A 22176-nucleotide genomic window follows, 5' to 3' on the forward strand; every position below is an offset into this window, starting at 1 on the left:
TCTTTTTAATCTCGCAAGTGTTTTTTAAAATCTTTTTTAGAAAGTTTTGCTTTCTCTTTTCTTTTAATATAAACCCGGTTTCCCGTGCATCACTTACTCAATATCTATATGAACTTGCTTCCTTTCGGGTCGGCAAAGATAATTACTTCTTTTATTTCTCACAAGACTTTTTAAATTAAATTACTCTAATTTTTAAGTTTTGTTTTCCATTAAATAGGTAAGAACGTCTGCGTTGTTGCGGGTGCAAAAGTACCACCTTTATTCACTAATTCAAGCTTTCTCAAAGCTTTTTTTTGGCCTTTTCTTAACTTTAATTTTAAGTTGCTGAAATTCTGTATTTTAAAAGTTGATTTTTTCCTCTCCACGGCCCTCTCCGAAGTAAAGGGAGTCTTAGCGGAAGTGCTTTGACAATATATCCCTATATTAAGATAACGGTTTTTCGAGAATTCACGAAGCCTCTATACCAAATAAAGCTTCGAGCCTTTGAACGGCTGGAAGCTTTATCAATATTGCGCTCCTTTTAAACTTACTCCTATATAATGAGGAGAGCGTTGTGGAAATTTTGAAAATAATTTTTTGAAAAGCGACTCCCTAGCCCTGATAGAAGTGAAAATCCTTATATGCCGAGCTTAGGCATATAAGATTGTAGCGGATAGCAGGTAATAGCTCCTAAAAAAAAATCTAGACAATATATCTAAGCTCGAATGCTTACATAGTATGAAGCATTATTGTTTGCTGTTCTGTGCTTTTGATTCCCAAAAATTGTTGAGCCCATCAATATCAACCGGTTTTGCAGGCATTTGGTTTTGCAATCTTCCGGACTGAAAGGCTCTGGACAATATGGTCTCGATTAAAAAGTCTTCATTTACTTCATAAGGAGCATATTCTGTCTTTAAATTAATATCAAACATACTTGCTGCAGTATTAGACCAAAAGGCTTTCCAACCGCTTTTTAATGTTCTTACCAATTCATAAGTCGTAGTACCAGTTTGTCGATGAATCAATTTTACTAAAATTCTTCCCTGACTACGCGACAATTTCTTGAGTTTAGCCTCGAATTCATTATTAAGGTAGTCCTCAACAATCTTAAAATACTTTTTCTTTTCCTTATTTGTTGAAAGACGTTCCATTCCTTTATTGAGAAGCGTTAGCCTTTCTGAAGCTAGTTTTGCGTAGGGATAAGTTCTATAAACCCTGTTTTGAAGAATCATAAATTGTTTCCTAGCTTCGGGATCTAACTTTTCTTTAGAAACAATAATTTCTTCCAATTGAATCGTGTCATTTAATACTTCGTCTGACTCCCCTAAAACATAACCCATTTTTATAGTGTCTCTAGAAATGACCTGTGCATGCACTGCAGTTGTTAAAAAAACAAACAAAACCAAAAATCTAATAAACTGCATATAAAGATATTTTTTGTAAAATTATACATTAATTTCTGATCAACAATGAAATACTTATTATTGGTCTTAGAGTCGATTTTCAATATTCACCGTAAGCAAATGTAAAATCATTTATTTTTCCTTTCTAAAAATAAACTTCAAGGCGATTAACTCCTAGTTTAAGTCCAACCTTAAAGTACTATTTGAATGTGAAAAAAGTAAGAACTACGATATGTTGAATATTTAATGTCGTATTTCACTTATTAGATTGCTACAAAAAAAATACTTTAATTAAATAATACATTTACTTACAAAAAAAAACCAGAGCAGTACATTGCTCTGGTTTACTATATTTAATAATCGTTAACTCATTATAAGAAGACTAAATAAAGGAATTCTATTTATTTTCATTTGCCGGAACAGGAACCGCGTCTGGTACAGCATCTCCTGCTCTATCATTAGGCAACTCACTAATTCTTTCAAATCTTCTCATATCAATCCATCGATGACCTTCACCAAATAAAGAATATCTTCGTTGAAAAAGAATTTCGTTTTCTAAAGCTGTCTCTGTTAGCGCTCCAAGATATCCCCCTAAACCCGCAGCATTTCTTACTACATCAATAGCAGATTTGGCTTGAAGTGGATTAGATAACATATTCGCTTCGGCATATAATAAAATTAATTCTTCATTTCTTATCATTGGTATTTTATCAACTAGAGACTTATAGATCCAAACATCGTAACTTCCAACTAATCCGCTAGCTTCTCTTGGAGTATCTCGTAGTACTACTTTATTAACTCTTGCGTCATTAGCTAAGGCGTCATTGATAAAACTAGAATGAGCAACTCTAACATTTGCTTCTTGATTTAGAGCAATATAAAGCGGGTTAGACAGATCTGCTCCCGATAAAGAGAAGGTATGATAAACACCCGTAGTCATCTCTCCAGAAAAATTCATAAAAGATTCTCCTAAAAGTGCAAGTACGTTTGAATAGTTCCCTCTATACGCTTCAACTCTGGCATTTAATCCTTTATTAAATTGTAAAAATGTTGAAGGCTTGTCAAAACCCGTAAAACCAGAAGTTAATTTAAATGGAAAACTAGTGCCGCCTAAAGCTAAATCTGAAGCAGCAGAAACCAAGAGATCATTTATTGCAGTTAACGCCTCATTATAAGTTACAAATAGTCCTAAATTTTCAGGATTTGCAACATCTAATCGAATACCATTGGTATATTGAGCATTCGCTACAGCTAATAATTCGTGAGCCTTAAGTGTATTTAAAACTCCTCTAACTGAAGCTATTTCTTCAGCAGAAAAATCTGCTGTTGTATTTGCAAGACCTTCTAAAGCTAAATTAATATCTTTAATAGTACTGTATCTTGAACTCCATGGGGTTGTTACATAGAATGTATTATTATCTAAATTTCCTGTTACCACGTCACCTTCAAAACGAGGATCAGAAGCTGTGAAATAATAGTATTCTCGTCCAAAAACACTTTGTACATCAATTTGAGTATTCAAACCGGTTCTCATGTCCGAAAGCACTCCCGATACCGCTTGTGGCAACTCTCCTCTAGATAAATCATCAGATATTGATGACGTACTTGCTCCATTTAAACTTTCACCACCTTCTAGTGTACAAGACGTAAGCGATAGAAAACCAATGATTAAAACTACTAGGTACAATTTAATTTTTATTTTCATATTTTTTGTTTTTTGTTTTTTTAAAATTGAGCTGATAAATGGAACATAAATCTTTTAGATGAAGGAAAAGGTGTTACTTCCACTCCAGTTGATAAACCTGTACCGCCAAAATTTGATACTTCTGGATCATAGCTGTTATAGTCAAAAATATTAACTAAATTGTTACCAGATAAACCAACTTTTAGGTTAGACACATTCCCATTAAACCATTTTTCTAAATTTTCTTGAGGTAATGAATAATATAATCCTATTTCTCTAAGTCTTAAATATGATGCATCCTCAACAAAAGGTCTTGCATTACCTGCAAAAAGTCCATTATTAATTCTATACTCACCATTTCTAATTAAGCCTTCCGGGTCTACATTAAGTCCATCAAAATCAGCACTTGTTCCACCAAAATCAGATAATAATTTTGTTAAATTTATATTGTCTCCACCTTTTTTCCAATGCCATAAGAAAGACAAAGTAAAATCCTTGTAGACAAATTGATTATTAAAATTCATTTGAAAATCTGGTTCCGCATTTCCTAAAACCGATACAGGAGTTCCAGGTCCTGTTGTACCAACGATTTGAGTTACGCTTTTACCTTCTTCAATTTGAAATTGTCCTAAACTATTACCAAAACCTCCTAAATTAAATGTAGGAACATTTAGCTCAGTCATTTCTGATTGATTTTTAAACCAACTAACACCAGAATTCCATTGGAAATCATCATTTTCAAAAGCTATTACATTAATTCCGATCTCAATTCCATTATTTTCTAATGTACCTGCATTTGTCCATTTATTAAAAAATCCAGTAGAAGGCTCTATTGCGGCATTTAATAATAAATCTTCCACTTGTTTTTTATAGTAAGTAAATTCTAATGATACACGATCTTTAAAAAAGCCTGCATCGAAACCAAACTCTAACTCACTTTGTCTTTCAGGAGTAATTTCAGCATTTCCTCTTATACCAGGAACACCAATACCCACATTACCATCGATACTTGTATTTCCATAAATAGTGAATAATGATCCAAATGCAGCGAAAGTACCAGCTTCACCATACGCTACTCTTGGTTTAAATTTATTTACAATCTTATCTTCTCCCCAAAAATCAAAACTATGTAAATTAAGAGCTAAAGACGCTTTTGGATAATAGAAAAATTGATTAACATCTCCATTATTAGTCGATTTATCTCCTCTCATTCCTACAGTAGCTATTACTTTATCTTGATAATTAAAAGATTCTTGTACATAAAATCCAAAATCTTCTTGTTTCAATCTAAACATACTTACTGCTTGGTTAGCAGCTTGATCAACATTTGTCTCAGAAGCAATTAAATCTGATGCGGAAACTCGCAGTACTTGTTGAGAAAACTGTTCATTAGTAATACCAGCTTGAGTTGAAAAGTCAATATTATTATTAGTTTTGTAGGTGTGTACTAAAAAGGCAGAGTAATTAGCATTTGTATTGGTTGCAGTAGATACCGCCGAAACTCCATTTACACCCCCTTGATCTGGTCGCATGAATTGCAATTCTTTCGGAAAAATTACAGTTGACGATAGTGTATAATGATCAGCCCCTGCTTTTGCAACAAATTGCAAATCAGAATGTTCTCCTCTATATAAGTTGATATCTAGAGTTCCACCTGTGATAAACCTTTTTACTGTTTCGTTATTAGTCATCAAATCTCTCGTTTGTAAAGGATTTGATGAATTGTTAGGATGGTCAGGATAGTTACCATTAGCATCAGGCATCAAATTATCCCAAGGACGTGTAGCCGTTAAGGCAACACCTATAGTAGTTCCTGTGTTATCGTTATTAAAAAATCCTCGATCAGCTGATGAATTTATATAGTTACTTACCAAAGAGATCTTTATATCTTCAGAAAACTTGTGATCAACATTTAATCTAAAAGAAGTCTTATCGTATCCTGTACGTTTAACAATACCTTTTTCTTGGTTTCTCGTTAAACCTGCATAAAATGTAGTTTTATCAGAACCTCCGGATATACTAACATTTGTATTAGATATAAATCCTTTTTCTCCATAAATTTCTTTTTCATAATCTCTTAACGCACCTGCTACTTCTGCAGCACGGTATAGTGCTCCTTCACTAAATTCACTTTCTGCTAAGGCTTCAGTCCAATTTCTTTGTCCTTGTAAATTAATGATTTCATTAAAACCAACTGATTGTGAAAAGTTTACTTTAGTTTTTCCAGATTTACCTTTTTTAGTTGTAATAATTATTACACCCGCCGCACCTCTTGAACCATATATCGACGAAGCTGAAGCGCCTTTTAAAATTTCGATATTTGCAATATCATCTGGGTTAATGTCGGCTATTCTATTTGTTGCATTGTCTTGAGACGAGGCACTACCTCCGCCGGCTGCTCCTGAAACAGCATTTAAACCTCCAGATGCAATACTACTATTATCAATATAAATTCCATCAATAATATACAATGGCTGAGAGTTACCATTAATAGAAGTAATCCCTCTTAATTTAACAGACATTCCTCCTCCCGGCGCGCCAGAATTTGAAGATACCAAGGCTCCAGTAAACTTTCCAGCTAAAGCACCGTCTAAAGTTTGAGGAGGTGTTACACCAGCTAAATCTTCCGCAGACAAAGACGCTACAGAGTTTGCTGCGTTTGTTCTTTTAACGCTAGAGGCAAAACCAGAAACGATAACTTGGTCTAATGCAGTTGCAGATTCCGACATTTTTACATTTAAAGTAGATGTAGCTCGATCAACTGACATTTCTCGAGATTCATAACCTAAGTATGAAAAAATGATTACTGCAGGAAAATTGTTAACCTCGATTGAATAATTTCCTTCAAAATCCGATGTCATTCCAGTGCTTGTACCTTTTATCAAAACACTTACGCCAGGAATAGCTAAGTTTGTCGTTTTATCTGTAATTTTTCCACTGATATTTTGTGCAAAAATGACACAAGGAAAAAAAAGCGCTAAAACTACAAGATGTTTAAAAATAGTTTTTTTATTCATAATTTGGTTTTTAGTTAATGAACGCAATCTAACCAAATAAAATGTTAAATTTCTTACTATTCATAATTTTTTATAAAAAAAACATTACAAACTTATTTTTATAATAATAAAAAATGAATTATTACAATCAATTTAACGAAAAAACAACTAAATAATTTATGAAATTCTTATTGGACATTCTAGGTTTATTATCATATTTAATTAAAACAAATGTGAACACGAAAGAAATACAACTGTGACAGCAATTTCGTAAATTAGCAAAAAAAATATTTTATGAGCACAAAATCGATACTAAAAAAATCCTCCATCACATTTTTAGAGCAATATTTAAATAATTCATCACCAACAGGTTTTGAAGCCGAAGGACAAAAATTATGGATGGATTATTTAAAACCATATGTTGACACATTCATTACCGACACTTACGGAACGGCAGTGGGTGTTATCAATCCAGACGCACCTTACAAGGTAGTGATCGAAGGTCATGCGGATGAAATTTCCTGGTACGTGAATTATATCACTGATGATGGATTAATATATGTAATTAGAAACGGAGGTTCTGATCATCAAATCGCCCCTTCGAAACGTGTTAATATTCATACTAAAAAAGGAATTGTAAAAGGTGTGTTTGGTTGGCCAGCTATACATACCCGAAAAGGGGAAAAAGAAGAAACCCCTAAAATCAGTAATATATTCATTGATCTTGGTTGCGAAACTAAAGAAGAGGTTGATAAAATGGGGGTTCATGTGGGTTGTGTTGTTACTTACCCTGATGAATTCATGATTCTAAATGAAAACAAATTTGTTTGTCGTGCTATCGATAACCGTATGGGTGGTTTTATGATTGCCGAAGTAGCGCGTTTGCTGCATGAGAACAAAGTGAAACTTCCATTTGGGTTATACATCACTAATTCCGTTCAGGAAGAAGTGGGATTGCGTGGTGCCGAGATGATCACGAAAACTATCAAGCCGAACGTGGCAATTGTTACAGACGTATGTCATGACTCCACTACTCCAATGATTGATAAGAAAGTTGAAGGAGAAACAAGAATTGGGAAAGGTCCTGTTGTTACTTATGCTCCCGCTGTTCAAAATAACCTTAGAGAATTAATTTTGGATACTGCCGAGGAAAAGAAAATTCCTTTCCAACGCTTAGCTTCTTCCCGTGTTACTGGAACTGACACTGACGCTTTTGCTTACAGTAATGGTGGCGTGGCTTCAGCTTTGATTTCACTTCCTTTACGTTACATGCATACGACGGTTGAAATGGTACATCGTGATGATGTAGAAAATGTTATTAAACTAATATATGAGACACTATTGAAATTGGAAAACAACGAAACTTTTTCTTATTTTAAATAATATCGGGAGCAAATGCTCCAACATATATGGTCTAACAAACCGCAATTCATGTTTTGGATTGCGGTTTGTTTTATTAAATCTATGATATAAATTCATAGCATTGCAATCAAAAGAACAAACGACAGAAGACTTCAAAAAGAAATGTTCTGACAAATACAAGATGACTAATAAGTAGGTATACCTACCTTTAATATTAGAAAAATAACTTGCAACATTTCGATAAATGAAAAAACCGCAATTCCATTAAGGATTGCGGTTCTTTTTATGTGGTATAATAACAATTTTATCTGTTTTCCAAATATGCTAGAACATTTTTCTCAATTCGTTCATTGATATTTGAGATATCCGCTTTTACAAATTTTTCACCAAGGATTTTTTCGTACAATTCAATGTACCTTTCCGAAACGGTTTCAATATATTCATCACTCATATCAGGGATTTGTTGCCCTTCTAATCCTTGAAAACCATTTTGAATTAACCAACGACGCACAAACTCTTTTGATAATTGTTTTTGCTCTTCTCCTTTATCTTGTCTTTCTTGATATCCTTCTGAATAGAAATACCGAGAAGAATCTGGAGTGTGTATTTCATCAATTAAAACAATCAATCCCTCTTTGGTTTTGCCAAATTCATATTTAGTATCCACCAATATCAATCCACGACTCGCCGCAATTTCTGTTCCTCTTTGGAACAAAGCACGTGTGTATTTCTCTAAAACCAAATAATCTTCCTCGGACACTATCTCTTTTGAAAGAATGTCATCTTTTGATATATCAGCATCGTGTTGCCCGTTATCCGCTTTTGTGGTAGGAGTTATAATTGGCATTGGGAACTTGTCGTTTTCTTTCAATCCTTCTGGCATGGGAACTCCGCAAATAGCTCTTTTACCAAGTGCATATTCACGAGCAGCATGCCCCGAAAGATACCCACGGATTACCATTTCCACTTTAAAAGGAGCACACAAATGACCTACCGCAACACTCGGGTCCGGAGTTGCTATTAACCAATTTGGAACTATATCTTGAGTCAATTCCATGAATTTAGTGGCAATTTGATTCAAAATTTGGCCCTTGTACGGGATCCCTTTTGGCAGAACCACATCAAAAGCTGAAAGTCTGTCCGTAGCTACCATTACCAATAGTTCATCATCGATATTGTAAACTTCTCTTACCTTACCGCGATAAACAGATTTTTGATTTGGAAAATTAAAATCGGTAGTTGTAATTGTATTACTCATTATTGCTCTTGTATTGTGTTGTTTTTTTCTAAATGCAAATTTAGAATTATTTCATACAGCTTCACTAAAAAAAAAATATTTTTACTTACTCTTTTTTTCAAGAAGGGTACTGTTAAATAAATTAAGAATACGGCTGTATTCATCAACCCACGAATACGTTTCTTTAAAACCGTGTGCTTCCACTGGAAATGAGGATAAATTCCAATTTCTCTTTCCCAGTTCGATAAAACGCTGTGACAATCGTACAATATCTTTATATTCTACATTATCGTCGACCATACCGTGTAGCATCAATAAATTGCCTTGCAAATTATTGGCAAAATAGATTGGAGAGCTTTTTTTGTAAGCCTCAGGATCGGTTTCCGGAAAATTGAGAATATTTCCTGTATATCCGTGATTGTAATGTGCCCAATCCGTTACCGAACGCAAAGCGGCTCCTGAAGCAAATTCATTTGGCGTAGTAAGCATTGCCATCAAGGTAATAAAACCACCATAAGAACCCCCATAAAGCCCAACTTTACTAGGATCTATGCCCATATTCTGAACCAGGTAATTTTTACCGTCTATCTGATCTGATAAATCTTTACCACCCATAAAACGGTAAATACCCGTTCTAAAATCACGTCCATAGCCGTCGCTACCCCTATAATCAATATCCAAAACGGTGTACCCTAAATCAGTCAATAAATTATGGAACATATATTCTCTGTGATAACTACTCCAGTAATTGTGCGCGTTTTGCAAGTATCCAGCCCCATGGACAAATACAATTGCTGCATTATTCATTTTACCTGATGTGGGTTTGTATAACCTTGCATTTAAACTTGTTCCGTCCTGAGATTTAAAAGTAATAACTTCAGGAGTTCGCCAAGAATACTCTTGGAACTCTTTTGTTGTAGAATGGGTTATCGGCGTTAATGTAGCGTCTTTTTTATTTGCTGCGATATATAATTCCCATGGCTTATTTTTATAGGAGTAGCGCACTAACAAAGTACTTTCGTCTGGAGAAATGCTAACTTCATGAGCTCCATCTTTAGTTAAAATTGGTAGCATTTCACCTCCCGAAACATCTAACTTATAGAAATCCCTGTTTCCTGGGTGCGAAGTGTTAGTAGTTAAATAAAAATTGTTTTTATCTTCCGAGAGCTTCACTTCTCTCACTTCCCAATTTCCTTTTGTAAGTTGAGTTTTCTTATTGGTCTTAAGGTTGTAAGTATATAAATGAGAATAACCTGTTTCTTCTGATTGAAAATAAATGGTTTCGTTATCACTCAAAAACCCCAAAGTTCCTGAACTATAAGCATAAGAAGGAATTCCAGGCCCTCCTATCCAAGCTTCATCATGCTGATGTTCTATTTCTTGAAAAGTAGCTGTTTCCAAATTCATTTTGACAATCCACCGGTCTTTATTATCCAGACTTCTAATCTCGGTAACAGCATAAGACCCGCTTTCATTATAAGTAGGTTCCTGAACAAAAATTAACTTATCTTCCTTTTCCTTATTTTTTAAATTCTCATAGGAATTATAATATTCTGGCTTGTCTTGAATATGACTCAGTGAGGAAAAATCCACAAAGTAAACCGAATCTTGGGCAATTGAATAAATTCCGAATTTTGATTTGGTCAAATTTGAAGCTGAAACTTTCTCTTTTGTATTTACGGATTTATTATATCCGTCTTTTGTAATGAAATTTTCCATTATTTCACTTTTACTTTCATTAACTTCAACAAGTCTAAAAGTAGCATAAGTTCCTTTTGGATTTGCTTTCAAACTTTCAAAACCTTCTTTTCCATAAAAATAAGGTTTAGGAAAGTCTGATTTGTTTTCATCAGCTTTATCCTTGTTCCAATTCTTTTTTGCTTCCTGATCACGCACAAATTGAAACAATTCTTTTTGTTGATTATTTAAAAAAGTCTCTTTTTCAACTTCTTTATCCTTCTCTTTCCCTGCTTTAAAATTGGTAAGCTGAACAATTGTTCCCTGCTTGGTATCAAACTGCTGCAAGTTCTCGTTTTGGGTAAAGAATAAAACTCCTGAATCTCTCCCTAATTGTAAAGTAGAAATAGAATTGGATTGTTGCAGTAATTTTTTTGCGGTTTTATTTTGGATCGAATAAGAATATAAAGCCCCTTTTTCAATATAAAAGGCTAGGTCAGCATTTGGTTTTACTTTAAAATCTAATTTGGAAAAAGAAGCTTCTTTAGAGGATGCCAATTCAGGTTTCAGCATTGCCCTTTCCCAAAAGTATGTACTTGTTCCCAATTCATTATTAGGATTCCATTCAAAATATATTTTTTTTCCGTCCAAGGACCAACGTTCGTTACTAGGTTGAACTCCAATAAAAGAGTCGCCTTTCATGATTTCATCTAAGCTCAGTTCTTGACTTATTCCTGATACCGTAAAGAATATAAAAGCAAGTATAAAAATATTTTTAATCATGTTTTGTGTGATTTAATTTACACAAACATACAATTTGAAAGCGATAAAAAAAACATTTCTTCTTTTTGAATTAATAAACATTAGAAACATTTTCATACAAAACTTTCTCCGATAAATATTTTGCTACCCCATCATCATAATTCATTGCTATCACTTCAAGATGAAAAAGTTTGTTTTTTAAACTCTCAGGAGCATTTCCCATTAACAGACCCTTGGCAGTGGCATTCAACATTTTTTCATCGTTATACCCATCCCCAAAAGAAATAGACTGATCAAAATTAAATTTTTCAATTTCTAATATCTTGGCGATGGCAACACTTTTATCTACTGATTTATCCATAAATTCCAAGCAAAGGGGCAAACTGAATGCATGGCTAAAAAGATCCGGATGTATTTTTAGAATTTGATCTCTCAATTCCATCAATTTTGAATGTCTATTATGTGTAAAAAACATTTTAATGGCAGTGAGATCCTTCAGAGTATTAAAATCTACCACTTCTGGCAAGTAATTTAATTCTGTTTGAAAACTATTTAGCTGCTCGCTATGTTTGTTTGTTTGCCATACATTTTCCTTAAATAACACAGTAGTTATATCTGCATCTATTCCCAAATCCAATACTGATTTTATGGACTCGCCATCAATGTCAAAAGAAAAAAGAAGTTCTTTCTGCGGTGAGTGAATTCGGGCTCCATTAGATGTAACTAAATAAAGTGGAAAGCCCAAACCTTCAATAATAGGCATAGCATCAAGATGGTGACGTCCCGTTGCAATTATTATCAAATAGTTTTGAGCGTGAAGTTCTTGAAAAACTGTTTTCGTATATTCTGATATTTTATGTTCCTTGTTTAGTAATGTGCCATCTAAATCGCTAATTACTACTTTAATTTTATCTCTCACTTCTTTCGTTTTCTTATCAATTTTTAATAAATACAAAAATATTCTATTTTAAACAGAATCCCAAAAATTGAGGAATAGTTTAATAAATGCAAAAACTGTTCTAAAAAGAAACTGTTACTAATAATCTCATTATTATATGCAATATGAAATTTATCTTAAACAACTTTTATTTCAAAACTGATTGTCTGATTAACCTTCCAAATAAGCGATACCCCATTTTTGACCTAAGTAAACTAAGACTGTTCGCATCAAAACCGATAGTAACCCTTTTAAAATTTTTAGCAGGACTCTGTGCGATTTTAAGTAACTCACTAACAATAAGAGGTTTTAAATCTTTGTTTTTAGCAGTCTTTTGTTTCAATATCAAATTAATTCTATCCATTAAAACATTGTACGAGAGTAGTGAAGAACGCTCCGATTTAACCACGTTTTTTTGAAAATTGGAAGGAGTATTCCCAAATTGCACTGTTGAAACACTGATATTGAAGTCAATCAATTCATAGGCCATACACTCCGAAAAGCTTTCAACGGCATGTTTTGTCGCGTGATAAAAGCTACCTAACGGTAGATTCACCAGACCCGCAATGGAGGAGATGTTTATAAAGTGCCCCTTTTGCTGACTCCGGAATAACGGAATGAACGCTCTGCAAACTTTCACCACACCAAGCCAATTGACATCCACTATCTTATTGATTTCTTCATCTTCCGCTAATTCGACAAAACTTCTGTACCCGACTCCCGCATTGTTAATAACAACATCTATCGTTCTATAATCTTCCAATATTTTCTTCTTAGCCGCAGTAATACTAGCTGTTGAAGTTACATCCATCAAGTAACAAGAAATATTTGTTCTCCCTTGCAGTTCTTTACCGTGTTCCAGACAAAGCATAGTCGCAATAACATTCCATCCGTTTTCGGCAAAATGTAAGGCCATATCTTTCCCAATTCCACCCGAAGCTCCGGTTATGATTACATTTTTCAATATTTATATTTTTTTGCTAATTTTAATTTTTAACTATAGAAATTCTACTTCGATTGTAAACAATCTTAAAAAAACATTTATTCATTAATAAAGAACGACCCCTGTTGGGGTCGTTCTTTATTATACTACTATAAATCAATGCTTTAAAAAAAATTAGTCTAATTTTATTGATCATAGTCAGATTATGTTGTTTAATCTGGGTTCTCTGTGTATTTATATGCATCGATAACCTTTTTGACTAATCTATGACGTACTATATCTTTATCATCAAGATATATAATTCCAATGCCCTCAATATCTTTCAAAATCAACAAAGCTTCTTTAAGTCCAGATATGGTTCTTCTTGGCAAATCAACCTGTCCCGGATCACCTGTCACCATAAATTTTGCGCTTTTCCCCATGCGGGTTAAAAACATTTTCATTTGCGAGTGCGTGGTGTTTTGAGCTTCATCGAGAATCACGAATGCATTATCCAAGGTTCTTCCGCGCATAAAAGCTAGTGGGGCAATTTGAATAATCCCTTTTAAAATATAATCTTCTATTTTCTCATTGGGCAACATATCCCTCAAAGCATCATAAAGCGGTTGCATATATGGATCCAGTTTTTCTTTCATGTCCCCAGGTAGAAACCCTAGATTTTCTCCAGCTTCAACTGCGGGCCGTGTCAGTATAATACGTTTTACCTGTTTTTCTTTTAAAGCCTTGATAGCCATAGCGACCCCTGTATAGGTTTTTCCTGTTCCTGCAGGACCAACTGCAAAGACCATATCGTTTTTGTTTATGGCGTCAACCAACAATTGTTGGTTAGGAGTCATTGCTTTAATTATTTTACCGCCTACGCCATGAACAAGAATTTTATCGTTTACGAGCGTTCTTCTATCGTCTTGATTATCACCTAAAATAACACGTTCTATCACATTATTATCTATTGTGTTATAACGTGTAAAGTGAAGCATTAAGCGTTGAAAACGTTTTTCGAACTCGTCAAGAATTTCTTTTTCACCAAAAGCTTTTAAAGTAGTTCCCCTAGCAATAATCTTAAGTTTTGGATAATATTTTTTAATTGTTTCAAGATGAGTGTCTTGAGCGCCCCAAAACTCTTTTGGACCGATGTCTATGAGCTCGATTATTCTTTCGTTCAAATGTTGTAGTTTTATATAAAATTAATTAATAAATACATCTAAGGTATTTGGGCTTTAAACCACAATATTATTCCCCTAACTTATTTTGAATTTGTTTTTTGTTTTTTGCTTTTTTGAATTTACTATTATTAGATTTGCATCTCTCAAATTTAATGAAAATTAGTTTTAAAATACACCACTATTTACAAAAAAATTTATGTCAATAATTACCCTTACGACCGATTACGGCTTGAAAGACCACTTTGTAGGTGCGTTAAAAGGGAAAATTTTATCTGAGTATCCTGCAGCTTCTATTATAGATATTTCGCATCATATTGACCCATTTAACACTGTAGAAGCAAGTTACATAATCGGAGCGGCTGTTTCTAGTTTCCCAAAAGGAACAGTTCACCTAATTGGAGTCGATATGGAATTGAACAAAGAGAACCAACATATTGTCATGCAATGGAATGATTCTTATTTTATTGCTGCAGATAACGGTATTTTAAGCATGCTCTCGCAAAAAATCGTTCCCCAAAAGTTAGTTGCTATAAACATTCATGATCGTCTGCAAAGTGATGCTACTGGCATGGATGTTTTTGTAAAAGTAGCTTGTCATATCGCTAAGGGCGGCTTATTAAACGTGATTGGTAGAGAAATAAATAGTATTAAGCAGGTATTTGAATTGAAAGCAGGAACTTCAGTTGACAATAATATGCTCAAAGGCCATGTCATTTATATAGACCATTTTGGTAATGTAGTAACTAATATTACAAAAAAACAATTCGTGGAGGTGGCCAAAGGGCGCCCATACGAGATTTTGATGAAAACCAAAAATATCAAAACCATTTTACCCAGTTATTCAGCAATAGCAAGCTCTGATAAATATCCAATTAAGAATTATGAAGGGGAAAAATTGGCGATTTTTAATGAAGCTGGTTTTCTAGAAATCGCGATTTTCAGAAGCAACCCTTCAAAGGTAGGTTCAGCAAATAGCTTGTTGGGGTTAAATTATCAAGATGTGGTTTCAATTCAATTTAAGAATTAAAATTTTAGAAATAAAATAAACAATAAATCAGCTTAGAGGCTTTGTGAAAAAACTTGTGACCTCGGTACTTAAAAAAATAGAAAATGTTTGTACGAATAGTAAAAATGAGTTTTCACGAAGAAAACATTCCTGCTTTCATGGAAAATTTTGAATCAGTAAAAGAAAAAATAAGAAACGCTCCAGGGAATCGTTTTTTAGAATTATACCAAGACAAAAAAAATAAAAGTGTGTTTTTTACTTACAGTTATTGGGAAACTGAAGAAGATTTGGAAAATTATAGAAAATCGGAACTCTTTACTGCAGTCTGGTCATTCACAAAAAAATTATTTAACGATAAGCCCGAAGCTTGGAGTGTGGACAAATTAGCAAGTTTAAAATAAACTATTAATTTGAAATTTAAAGCTCAAAAGTTAAACCTTAAACATTTCAAACAGTAAACAAAAATATGAAAACCATTTTATTACGCGAAATCAAATCGTTTTTTGGTTCTACCATAGGTTATTTGGTTATTGCACTGTTTCTTATTCTCAATGGATTATTTCTCTGGATTTTTAAAGGAGAATATAACATCCTGGATAGCGGATTTGCTGATATGACCCCATTTTTTAGCTTGTCGCCATGGATCCTGATTTTCCTAATTCCTGCAGTCACCATGCGCAGTTTTTCTGACGAGAAAAAACAAGGCACCCTCGAACTACTATTAACAAAACCTTTGAGTATTTGGGAAATTGTAAACGGAAAATTCCTTGGAGCCCTCTTGTTAATTGTAATGGCAATCATACCCACATTTATCTATGTTGTGGCAATTTCAAGACTAGGTATGCCCGAAGGAAATATTGATATGGGGAGCACGATTGGTTCCTATTTTGGATTATTATTCCTTATTGGCGCCTATTCAGCAATTGGGATTTTCACTTCTGCCCTATCTGATAATCAAATTGTCGCATTTATCATTTCCGTATTCATGTGCTTCTTTTTCTATTTTGGGTTCGATGGTCTTGCGTCAATCTCACCCGTTTACTCCACTATGATTACAGCATTAGGAATGCAAGATCATTTTAAAAGCATGGGGCGTGGGGTGATCGACACCAGAGATATTCTTTATTTTGTAAGCCTAACAGTTTTGTTCCTTTCGCTTACCGTTTACAAACTTAAATCTTTGAAATTATAATGGTAGCCATCAAGAAAAGTAACTTAAAAAACTTAATCCTGACCATTGGTGTTTTATTGATTGCCAATGGAATTGGAAATACGTTTTTTCATCGTTTCGATTTAACTTCGGATAAAAGATATACACTTTCAGACACTTCTTTAAAAATCATTGAGCAAGTAAAAGAGCCTTTGGCCATAAAAATATACATGCAGGGGGAATTGCCCCCTGAATTTAAGAGATTGCAGCAGGAAACAAAGCAATTGCTCGAAGAATTCCAGTCCTACAATAGAAACATCGTTTTTACATTTGTTGATCCATTGGAAAACGAAAACTCAAGCATGGACAACATCAAAGATTTATATAGAAAAGGGCTAACACCCGTAAATATAACTGTGGATGACAAGGGAAAGCAATCTCAAGCCATGGTTTTTCCGTGGGCCATTGCTACCTATCATGACAAAGAAGTGAATATCCCTTTGCTAAAAAACAAAATGGGCGCTTCGACAACCGAGAAAGTGATTGGTTCCGTTCAAAATCTTGAATATTCGATCGCCGATGCTCTGAACAAAATCACTACAAACAAGCAAAAAAAGATTGCGGTGATCAAAGGAAATGGGGAGCTACAAGATGTTTTCATGGCTAAATTCCTTTTGCAAATAAGAGAAAGTTATCATATTGGACCTTTTACCTTGGATTCGGTAGCCAAAAACCCAACCGCCAGTTTAGAAGCTTTAGAAAAGTATGATCTAGCCGTCATAGCGAAACCAACGGAAACATTCTCGGATTCCGAAAAACAAGTTTTGGACCAATTTATTATTAATGGCGGAAAAACACTTTGGCTCGTAGATCAAGTGTCCGCAGAAATGGATAGTCTGTACAATTCTTCTGGATCAACTTTGGCCTACCCACGAGATTTGAACCTAAACGATATGTTCTTTAAGTACGGCTTCCGCATTAATCCTGATATCGTTAAAGATGAGCAAGGAAGCCTGATAAAATTGGCTACTGGAGAACAAGGCAGTGCAACACAATACCAGGAATTCAACTGGAAATTCGCCCCTCTGGTTTATCCAGTAAGTACACATCCAATAGTAAAGAATCTTGGCGGCATCAAATTCGATTTTGCAAACCCTATCGACACTTTAAAAAACGGAATCAAGAAAACCGTTCTTTTAAAAACTTCCAAATATTCAAAAAAGATAGGTACGCCTGTCGAAGTTAATTTGGATATTGTGGCTGAAGAAACGAGTCCAAATCATTACATTAATACTGGAAATATCCCTCTTGCTATTTTACTTGAAGGTCCGTTCAATTCCGTTTTTGAAAACCGAGTATTGTCGTTTGACCAAAAGAGTTTTGAAGCTACAGGTGTAAAAAATAAAATGATCGTAATTTCTGATGGAGATGTGATCAAAAATCAATTAGATAAAAACTATCAGCCAGTAGAATTAGGCTATGATCAAAGATCCGGTAATTTATATGACAACAAGGATTTCCTATTAAATTGCGTAAATTATTTACTGGACGATACCGGACTTATTAACATTCGAAGCAAGGATCTGGATTTGGCTTTATTAGATAAGGAAAAAGTATATGAAAACTATAGCCTGACGCAGGTCATAACTATCGGACTTCCAATTCTAATTTTGGCTCTTTTTGGCTTTCTTTTTAGCTACCTCCGAAAAAGAAAATACGCTAAGTAGATGTTAATAAAAAAGTTTCAATACTCGAATAGTTTACAATATATTTGTAAAATGTATTATGTTTTACAAATAAACTAAAATAGATACCTCAAAAAAATAAAATTAGACAGATGAAATTTATAGTATCGAGTTCGTACTTATTAAAGCAGTTACAAGTTTTAGGTAATGTTATCAACAGCAGCAATACTTTGCCCATTTTGGACAACTTCCTTTTTGAATTAAACAATAATGAATTAACAGTTTCTGCTTCTGACTTAGAGACAACGATGTCGGCAAGCTTGGCTATAGATTCCACAAGTCAAGGAAGTGTTGCGGTACCTGCAAAACTGCTTTTAGAGATACTTAAAACTTTCCCTGAGCAACCGCTAACCTTTACAGTTGAAGAGAATAGTACAATTGAAATTAGTTCCAATTCAGGAAAATATGCTTTAGCTTATGCTCCTGGTGATGAGTTTCCAAAAGCAGTAAACTTAGAAGAACCGTCTGTCACTTTAGTACCTGCTGATGTTTTAGCAACGGCCATAAGCAAAACAATTTTTGCTGCAGGTAATGATGATTTACGTCCCGTAATGTCAGGTGTGTTTTTCCAGTTCTCTCCAGAAGGATTAACTTTTGTAGCAACTGATGCACATAAATTAGTAAAATATGCCCGTACAGATGTTACAGCATCTCAGGTCGCTGATTTTATAATGCCAAAGAAACCTTTGACTATTTTAAAAAATATCCTTTCTGCTTCAGATGCAGAGGTAAAAATAGAATACAACGATTCGAACGCTACGTTCTCATTTGACAATTATATATTGATGTGTCGTTTGATTGATGGGAAATACCCAAATTATGAGGCGGTTATTCCAAAAGAGAACCCAAATAAACTAATGATAGACCGTTCTCAATTCTTAAGTTCTGTACGTCGTGTGGCTATTTTTTCTAATAAAACTACACACCAAATTCGTTTAAAAATTGCCGGTGCTGAATTGAACGTTTCTGCAGAGGATATCGATTACTCCAATAAAGCGGAAGAAAGATTGACTTGTGACTATCAAGGGGATGATATGCAAATAGGTTATAACTCGCGTTTCCTTACAGAAATGTTAACCAACCTGCAGTCTGATATGATTATGCTTGAAATGTCGCTACCTAACAGAGCCGGAATTCTTACTCCCGTTGACGGACTAGAAGATGGTGAAACAGTTACTATGTTAGTAATGCCAGTAATGCTTAATAGCTAACATCAAATTGTGTTATTTGATTTTTGATAATCGAATATAAAGCTTGGCCTTTTATGTAAATACGCTATTAACCAAACCATTTATATATTTAAAAGAACCGCAATTTCTAATTGAAATTGCGGTTCTTTTGCTTTTACACCAAATTAAGTTTTTCTTGTAAAAAGAAACTCACTTGCTAAATCACCCCCATCTTTTTCATCAGGAAAGTGGCGCTTCTATTTTTACAAATGCCGTCGCGAAGTTTATAGTCAAAATTCAATTCGTCATTATGAATTTCGACCTCAAAACATTTATTAGTGAGAACATCTGGATATTCATCTGTTGTTAAGCATACTTCTATATCATGAGTAGCTATTGCTCCTATCGCTTTTTTTCCAATCACCTTTTTGATCACTTCGATCGTACCGTTTCTTTTGTCATCTGAATTTGTTCCTCTCAAAATTTCATCCAGTAAAACAAAAGCCGGGTTCAATTCCAGTTCATCCATAATTTGTTTTAGTCGTTTTACCTCTGCGAAAAAATACGATTCACTGTCCGATAAGGAATCAGATAATCGCATCGAAACTAAAATAGGTAAAGGATGCACGGTAGCCGCACTAGCACAAACAACCGACCCCATTCCTGACAAAACCATATTGACCCCTAAACTCCGAAGAAAAGTGCTTTTGCCAGACATATTAGAACCCGTCAGTATCATAAATGACTCTGGATGAAAACTGACATTGTTATCAACTCTAGTATTTGCATTTAATAATGGGTGCCCTAGGTTTGAAAAATCAATCTTAGAATCAGAATTTAATGTTGGAAAAGCAAACGCTGGATTATTATAAGAAAAATTAGCTAAGCTATTTAACATCTCGAATTCTCCTATAACTTCTAACCATTCTTCTAATGCTGATGCATGCTCTTTCTTCCATTCGATTAAACCTTTCAAGACATGTAGGTTAAAAAGAAAAGTTCCGTTAAATAATACAGCCGTTACGAAATTTGCAATCGTATCGTTTTTAGAAAACAAGGCTGACAATTGTTTCAGATGAATACTCGCGTTGGCTGTTTTGAATTTCAGTTTTTGCTGCAAAAATATTAATTTTGAAGATTCAAAATTTTCTTCTTCAATTTTACTAAGCAGCAAGCCGTAATTACCAATAACTTTATCAATGTTAGTAGAGTTTGCTATTTCTATTTTGATTCGCTTTAGAAGCGTCCCCAAAACTATTAGATTAAAAACAAATAAATAAGACAAACAGTTAAGTAAAATAAGACTTGAACTAAAGAGATAGCTTAGAAAAAGCAATACAAATAAACAAGGACTAGCGTAAGAGATAAAAATACTCCATTTAGGCAACGACGCACTATTGTATCGGCTCCATTTTAATAATGCTTCGTAACTCGATTTAGTATCATTAGTGATTTTTGCCAAAGCCAAAAATTCGTGACGCCATTCCAACTTTGCCGAAAGCTCTTTTACGGCAACTTGATTGTCTAAAATATCTTCGGAAGCGGACAAAACAAGTAGTTGCTTTGCCATCGTTTTCTTTCCAATAAAAGTGGCCGTCCGGTTTAGACTTTGAAATAATGAATAATCTCCAAAAATATCTAGGTCATAAGCGTAAGGATGATGGAAATCATTAAATTCGATTCCGTTTTCAAAGGGTATTGAATTTTTATCTAAAAACGAAATCTCATCTTCATTGATTTTTACTAATGCCTCTTTTATTTTCCTTTTAAACAATAATTTGGAATGGAATTGCATTAAAAATATAAATCCCATAAAAAGGAAAGCGGCGAGTATCAAGAATATTGTTTCGTTTCCCTTCATATAAAAGTAAAGGGAGCCCAGAAAAAGCAAAATACTTATCAGTCTTAAGAAACTGACACTATTGTATTTTTTATTGATTTTATTCAACTGTCCCGAATAACTTTTGGCCCTAGTGCTGTATATTTCCATATCCTAATTTAATGAAATACAAATATAGCGTTAGACAAATAAATAAGCTATTAGAATAAGCAGTATAATTTTCTGATAAAACTCAAAATCAATTAATCGATGGGAATGGCCAAAATCGGCACATCAAAATTATTGGCAAATTTCTTGGTCAAACTGGGATGGAATATTCCCTCAAAAAAGCTTCTTTTATAAGTAAGCATTGTTAAAACATCGATTTCTTGATATAAGATAAAATCTAAAATGGTTTCTTTAACCTCGTTACTAGTAATCACAAAAAACTCAATTGGTTCATCTTCAAAATCTTTCTCCCATTTTTTAACAATATCTTTGGTAACGTCAGATGTATCCGTTTTCACATAGAGACATTTGATGTCAGCACCAGCTAATTTTGCTATTTCCAATACTTTTTTCAAGGCTTTTTTATCTTTAGCTCGAAATCTAGTGGTAAAACCAATTCTTTTTGTTTTTTTGAACTTTGCTTCAAGCGGAATACATAAAAGTGGTACTTCGACATCTGTAAGAACTGCTCCCGTATTAGTGCCGGAAAAAAAAGCAGACCATCCCGAAGCTCCTTCTGTTCCCATAACAACATAATCTATCTTGTCCTCTTTGATTGCCTTGTTAATATTATAAATCAAATTACCATCCATAAGTCGATGTGTCATTTTGATTTTCTGTAAATTATGTTTCTCAGCAATAGCTCTAAGTTTAGGAATTTCATCTTTAAACATATCAAATTGCGACAACTCGACAGATTCATAAATGACCAAATAATTTTCCGGAAAAAACTGATTGTCGAATACAGGAAGTTCAAATGTATGCAACAAAACAAGCTCTCCTTGAACTATTTTTGCAAATTCTAGGGCGTGTAAAAATGCATTTGTGGCCACTTCGGAAAAATCGGTTGGGAATAATATTCTTTTCATCTTACAAAAGTTTTAGGTGATACATTATCAAACAGATTACTAAAGTT

16 protein-coding genes are annotated in these 22176 nt (G+C 33.9%); 6 read left to right on the top strand and 10 right to left on the bottom strand.

What is annotated here, in order from left to right; all coding sequences use genetic code 11:
- Nucleotides 1–725 precede the first annotated feature (725 nt).
- The 3 genes from ACEN2H_RS10245 to ACEN2H_RS10255 all read right to left on the bottom strand — a co-directional run bounded on the left by ACEN2H_RS10245 (nt 726) and on the right by ACEN2H_RS10255 (nt 6083).
- Nucleotides 726–1403, bottom strand: coding sequence for a DUF4294 domain-containing protein (locus ACEN2H_RS10245; RefSeq protein ID WP_441732247.1), 678 nt, complete (start codon nt 1401–1403; stop codon nt 726–728).
- Between the two features lie 376 nt (nt 1404–1779).
- On the bottom strand, nt 1780–3087 hold the full coding sequence (locus ACEN2H_RS10250; RefSeq protein ID WP_441732248.1) for a RagB/SusD family nutrient uptake outer membrane protein: 1308 nt from the start codon (nt 3085–3087) through the stop codon (nt 1780–1782).
- A 20-nt stretch (nt 3088–3107) separates the two neighbouring features.
- Nucleotides 3108–6083: a SusC/RagA family TonB-linked outer membrane protein gene (locus ACEN2H_RS10255; protein ID WP_441732249.1), complete on the bottom strand. Its 2976-nt coding sequence runs from the start codon at nt 6081–6083 to the stop codon at nt 3108–3110.
- A gap of 273 nt (nt 6084–6356) precedes the next feature.
- Between ACEN2H_RS10255 and ACEN2H_RS10260 the strand changes: the two genes are divergently transcribed.
- Nucleotides 6357–7445 carry a M42 family metallopeptidase gene (locus tag ACEN2H_RS10260; RefSeq protein WP_441732250.1) on the top strand — a complete coding sequence of 363 codons (1089 nt, stop codon included), beginning with the start codon at nt 6357–6359 and terminating at the stop codon, nt 7443–7445.
- Nucleotides 7446–7728: 283 nt separating this feature from the next.
- Here ACEN2H_RS10260 and ACEN2H_RS10265 read toward each other — a convergent pair whose 3' ends face one another.
- From ACEN2H_RS10265 to ACEN2H_RS10285, 5 genes are all read right to left on the bottom strand, one after another.
- Entirely contained in the window at nt 7729–8682 is a 954-nt protein-coding gene (locus ACEN2H_RS10265) for a phosphoribosylaminoimidazolesuccinocarboxamide synthase (RefSeq protein WP_441732251.1), read from the bottom strand.
- 81 nt (nt 8683–8763) lie between these two features.
- A complete protein-coding gene (locus ACEN2H_RS10270; RefSeq protein ID WP_441732252.1) occupies nt 8764–11121 on the bottom strand; it encodes a prolyl oligopeptidase family serine peptidase in 2358 nt (785 codons plus the stop codon).
- Between the two features lie 70 nt (nt 11122–11191).
- A complete protein-coding gene (locus tag ACEN2H_RS10275; RefSeq protein ID WP_441732253.1) occupies nt 11192–12055 on the bottom strand; it encodes a Cof-type HAD-IIB family hydrolase in 864 nt (287 codons plus the stop codon).
- Nucleotides 12056–12185: 130 nt separating this feature from the next.
- Nucleotides 12186–13001, bottom strand: a complete 816-nt coding sequence (locus ACEN2H_RS10280; RefSeq protein WP_441732254.1) for an SDR family oxidoreductase — start codon at nt 12999–13001, stop codon at nt 12186–12188.
- A gap of 191 nt (nt 13002–13192) precedes the next feature.
- Nucleotides 13193–14143, bottom strand: coding sequence for a PhoH family protein (locus ACEN2H_RS10285; RefSeq protein ID WP_441732255.1), 951 nt, complete (start codon nt 14141–14143; stop codon nt 13193–13195).
- A gap of 196 nt (nt 14144–14339) precedes the next feature.
- On the opposite strand from ACEN2H_RS10285, the gene ACEN2H_RS10290 reads away from it, so the two are divergent.
- From ACEN2H_RS10290 to dnaN, 5 genes are all read left to right on the top strand, one after another.
- Nucleotides 14340–15170, top strand: a complete 831-nt coding sequence (locus tag ACEN2H_RS10290; protein WP_441732256.1) for an SAM hydrolase/SAM-dependent halogenase family protein — start codon at nt 14340–14342, stop codon at nt 15168–15170.
- An 83-nt stretch (nt 15171–15253) separates the two neighbouring features.
- On the top strand, nt 15254–15550 hold the full coding sequence (locus ACEN2H_RS10295) for a putative quinol monooxygenase (RefSeq protein WP_441732257.1): 297 nt from the start codon (nt 15254–15256) through the stop codon (nt 15548–15550).
- A gap of 65 nt (nt 15551–15615) precedes the next feature.
- Complete coding sequence (gene gldF, locus ACEN2H_RS10300) at nt 15616–16341, top strand: gliding motility-associated ABC transporter permease subunit GldF (protein ID WP_441732258.1); 726 nt, start codon at nt 15616–15618, stop codon at nt 16339–16341.
- Nucleotides 16341–18026 (top strand): gliding motility-associated ABC transporter substrate-binding protein GldG, encoded by a 1686-nt coding sequence (gene gldG, locus ACEN2H_RS10305; protein ID WP_441732259.1) that lies wholly within the window; start codon nt 16341–16343, stop codon nt 18024–18026. The genes gldF and gldG overlap by 1 nt, the downstream gene beginning before the upstream one ends.
- Nucleotides 18027–18136: 110 nt before the next feature.
- Entirely contained in the window at nt 18137–19255 is a 1119-nt protein-coding gene (gene dnaN / locus ACEN2H_RS10310; protein WP_441732260.1) for a DNA polymerase III subunit beta, read from the top strand.
- A gap of 175 nt (nt 19256–19430) precedes the next feature.
- On the opposite strand, the gene ACEN2H_RS10315 is transcribed toward dnaN, so the two are convergent.
- Both ACEN2H_RS10315 and ACEN2H_RS10320 read right to left on the bottom strand, forming a co-directional pair.
- On the bottom strand, nt 19431–21203 hold the full coding sequence (locus tag ACEN2H_RS10315; RefSeq protein WP_441732261.1) for a MutS-related protein: 1773 nt from the start codon (nt 21201–21203) through the stop codon (nt 19431–19433).
- Nucleotides 21204–21295: 92 nt separating this feature from the next.
- On the bottom strand, nt 21296–22129 hold the full coding sequence (locus ACEN2H_RS10320) for a universal stress protein (RefSeq protein ID WP_441732262.1): 834 nt from the start codon (nt 22127–22129) through the stop codon (nt 21296–21298).
- Between the last annotated feature and the right edge of the window lie 47 nt (nt 22130–22176).

It is taken from the genome of Flavobacterium sp. W22_SRS_FP1, assembly GCF_052113685.1.
GTDB lineage: Bacteria > Bacteroidota > Bacteroidia > Flavobacteriales > Flavobacteriaceae > Flavobacterium.

Coding starts and splice junctions, on each gene's coding strand:
- ACEN2H_RS10245 (WP_441732247.1), bottom strand. CDS start 1,403: ATGCAGTTTATTAGATTTTTGGTTTTGTTTGTTTTTTTAACAACTGCA.
- ACEN2H_RS10250 (WP_441732248.1), bottom strand. CDS start 3,087: ATGAAAATAAAAATTAAATTGTACCTAGTAGTTTTAATCATTGGTTTT.
- ACEN2H_RS10255 (WP_441732249.1), bottom strand. CDS start 6,083: ATGAATAAAAAAACTATTTTTAAACATCTTGTAGTTTTAGCGCTTTTT.
- ACEN2H_RS10260 (WP_441732250.1), top strand. CDS start 6,357: ATGAGCACAAAATCGATACTAAAAAAATCCTCCATCACATTTTTAGAG.
- ACEN2H_RS10265 (WP_441732251.1), bottom strand. CDS start 8,682: ATGAGTAATACAATTACAACTACCGATTTTAATTTTCCAAATCAAAAA.
- ACEN2H_RS10270 (WP_441732252.1), bottom strand. CDS start 11,121: ATGATTAAAAATATTTTTATACTTGCTTTTATATTCTTTACGGTATCA.
- ACEN2H_RS10290 (WP_441732256.1), top strand. CDS start 14,340: ATGTCAATAATTACCCTTACGACCGATTACGGCTTGAAAGACCACTTT.
- ACEN2H_RS10295 (WP_441732257.1), top strand. CDS start 15,254: ATGTTTGTACGAATAGTAAAAATGAGTTTTCACGAAGAAAACATTCCT.
- gldF (WP_441732258.1), top strand. CDS start 15,616: ATGAAAACCATTTTATTACGCGAAATCAAATCGTTTTTTGGTTCTACC.
- gldG (WP_441732259.1), top strand. CDS start 16,341: ATGGTAGCCATCAAGAAAAGTAACTTAAAAAACTTAATCCTGACCATT.
- dnaN (WP_441732260.1), top strand. CDS start 18,137: ATGAAATTTATAGTATCGAGTTCGTACTTATTAAAGCAGTTACAAGTT.
- ACEN2H_RS10315 (WP_441732261.1), bottom strand. CDS start 21,203: ATGGAAATATACAGCACTAGGGCCAAAAGTTATTCGGGACAGTTGAAT.
- ACEN2H_RS10320 (WP_441732262.1), bottom strand. CDS start 22,129: ATGAAAAGAATATTATTCCCAACCGATTTTTCCGAAGTGGCCACAAAT.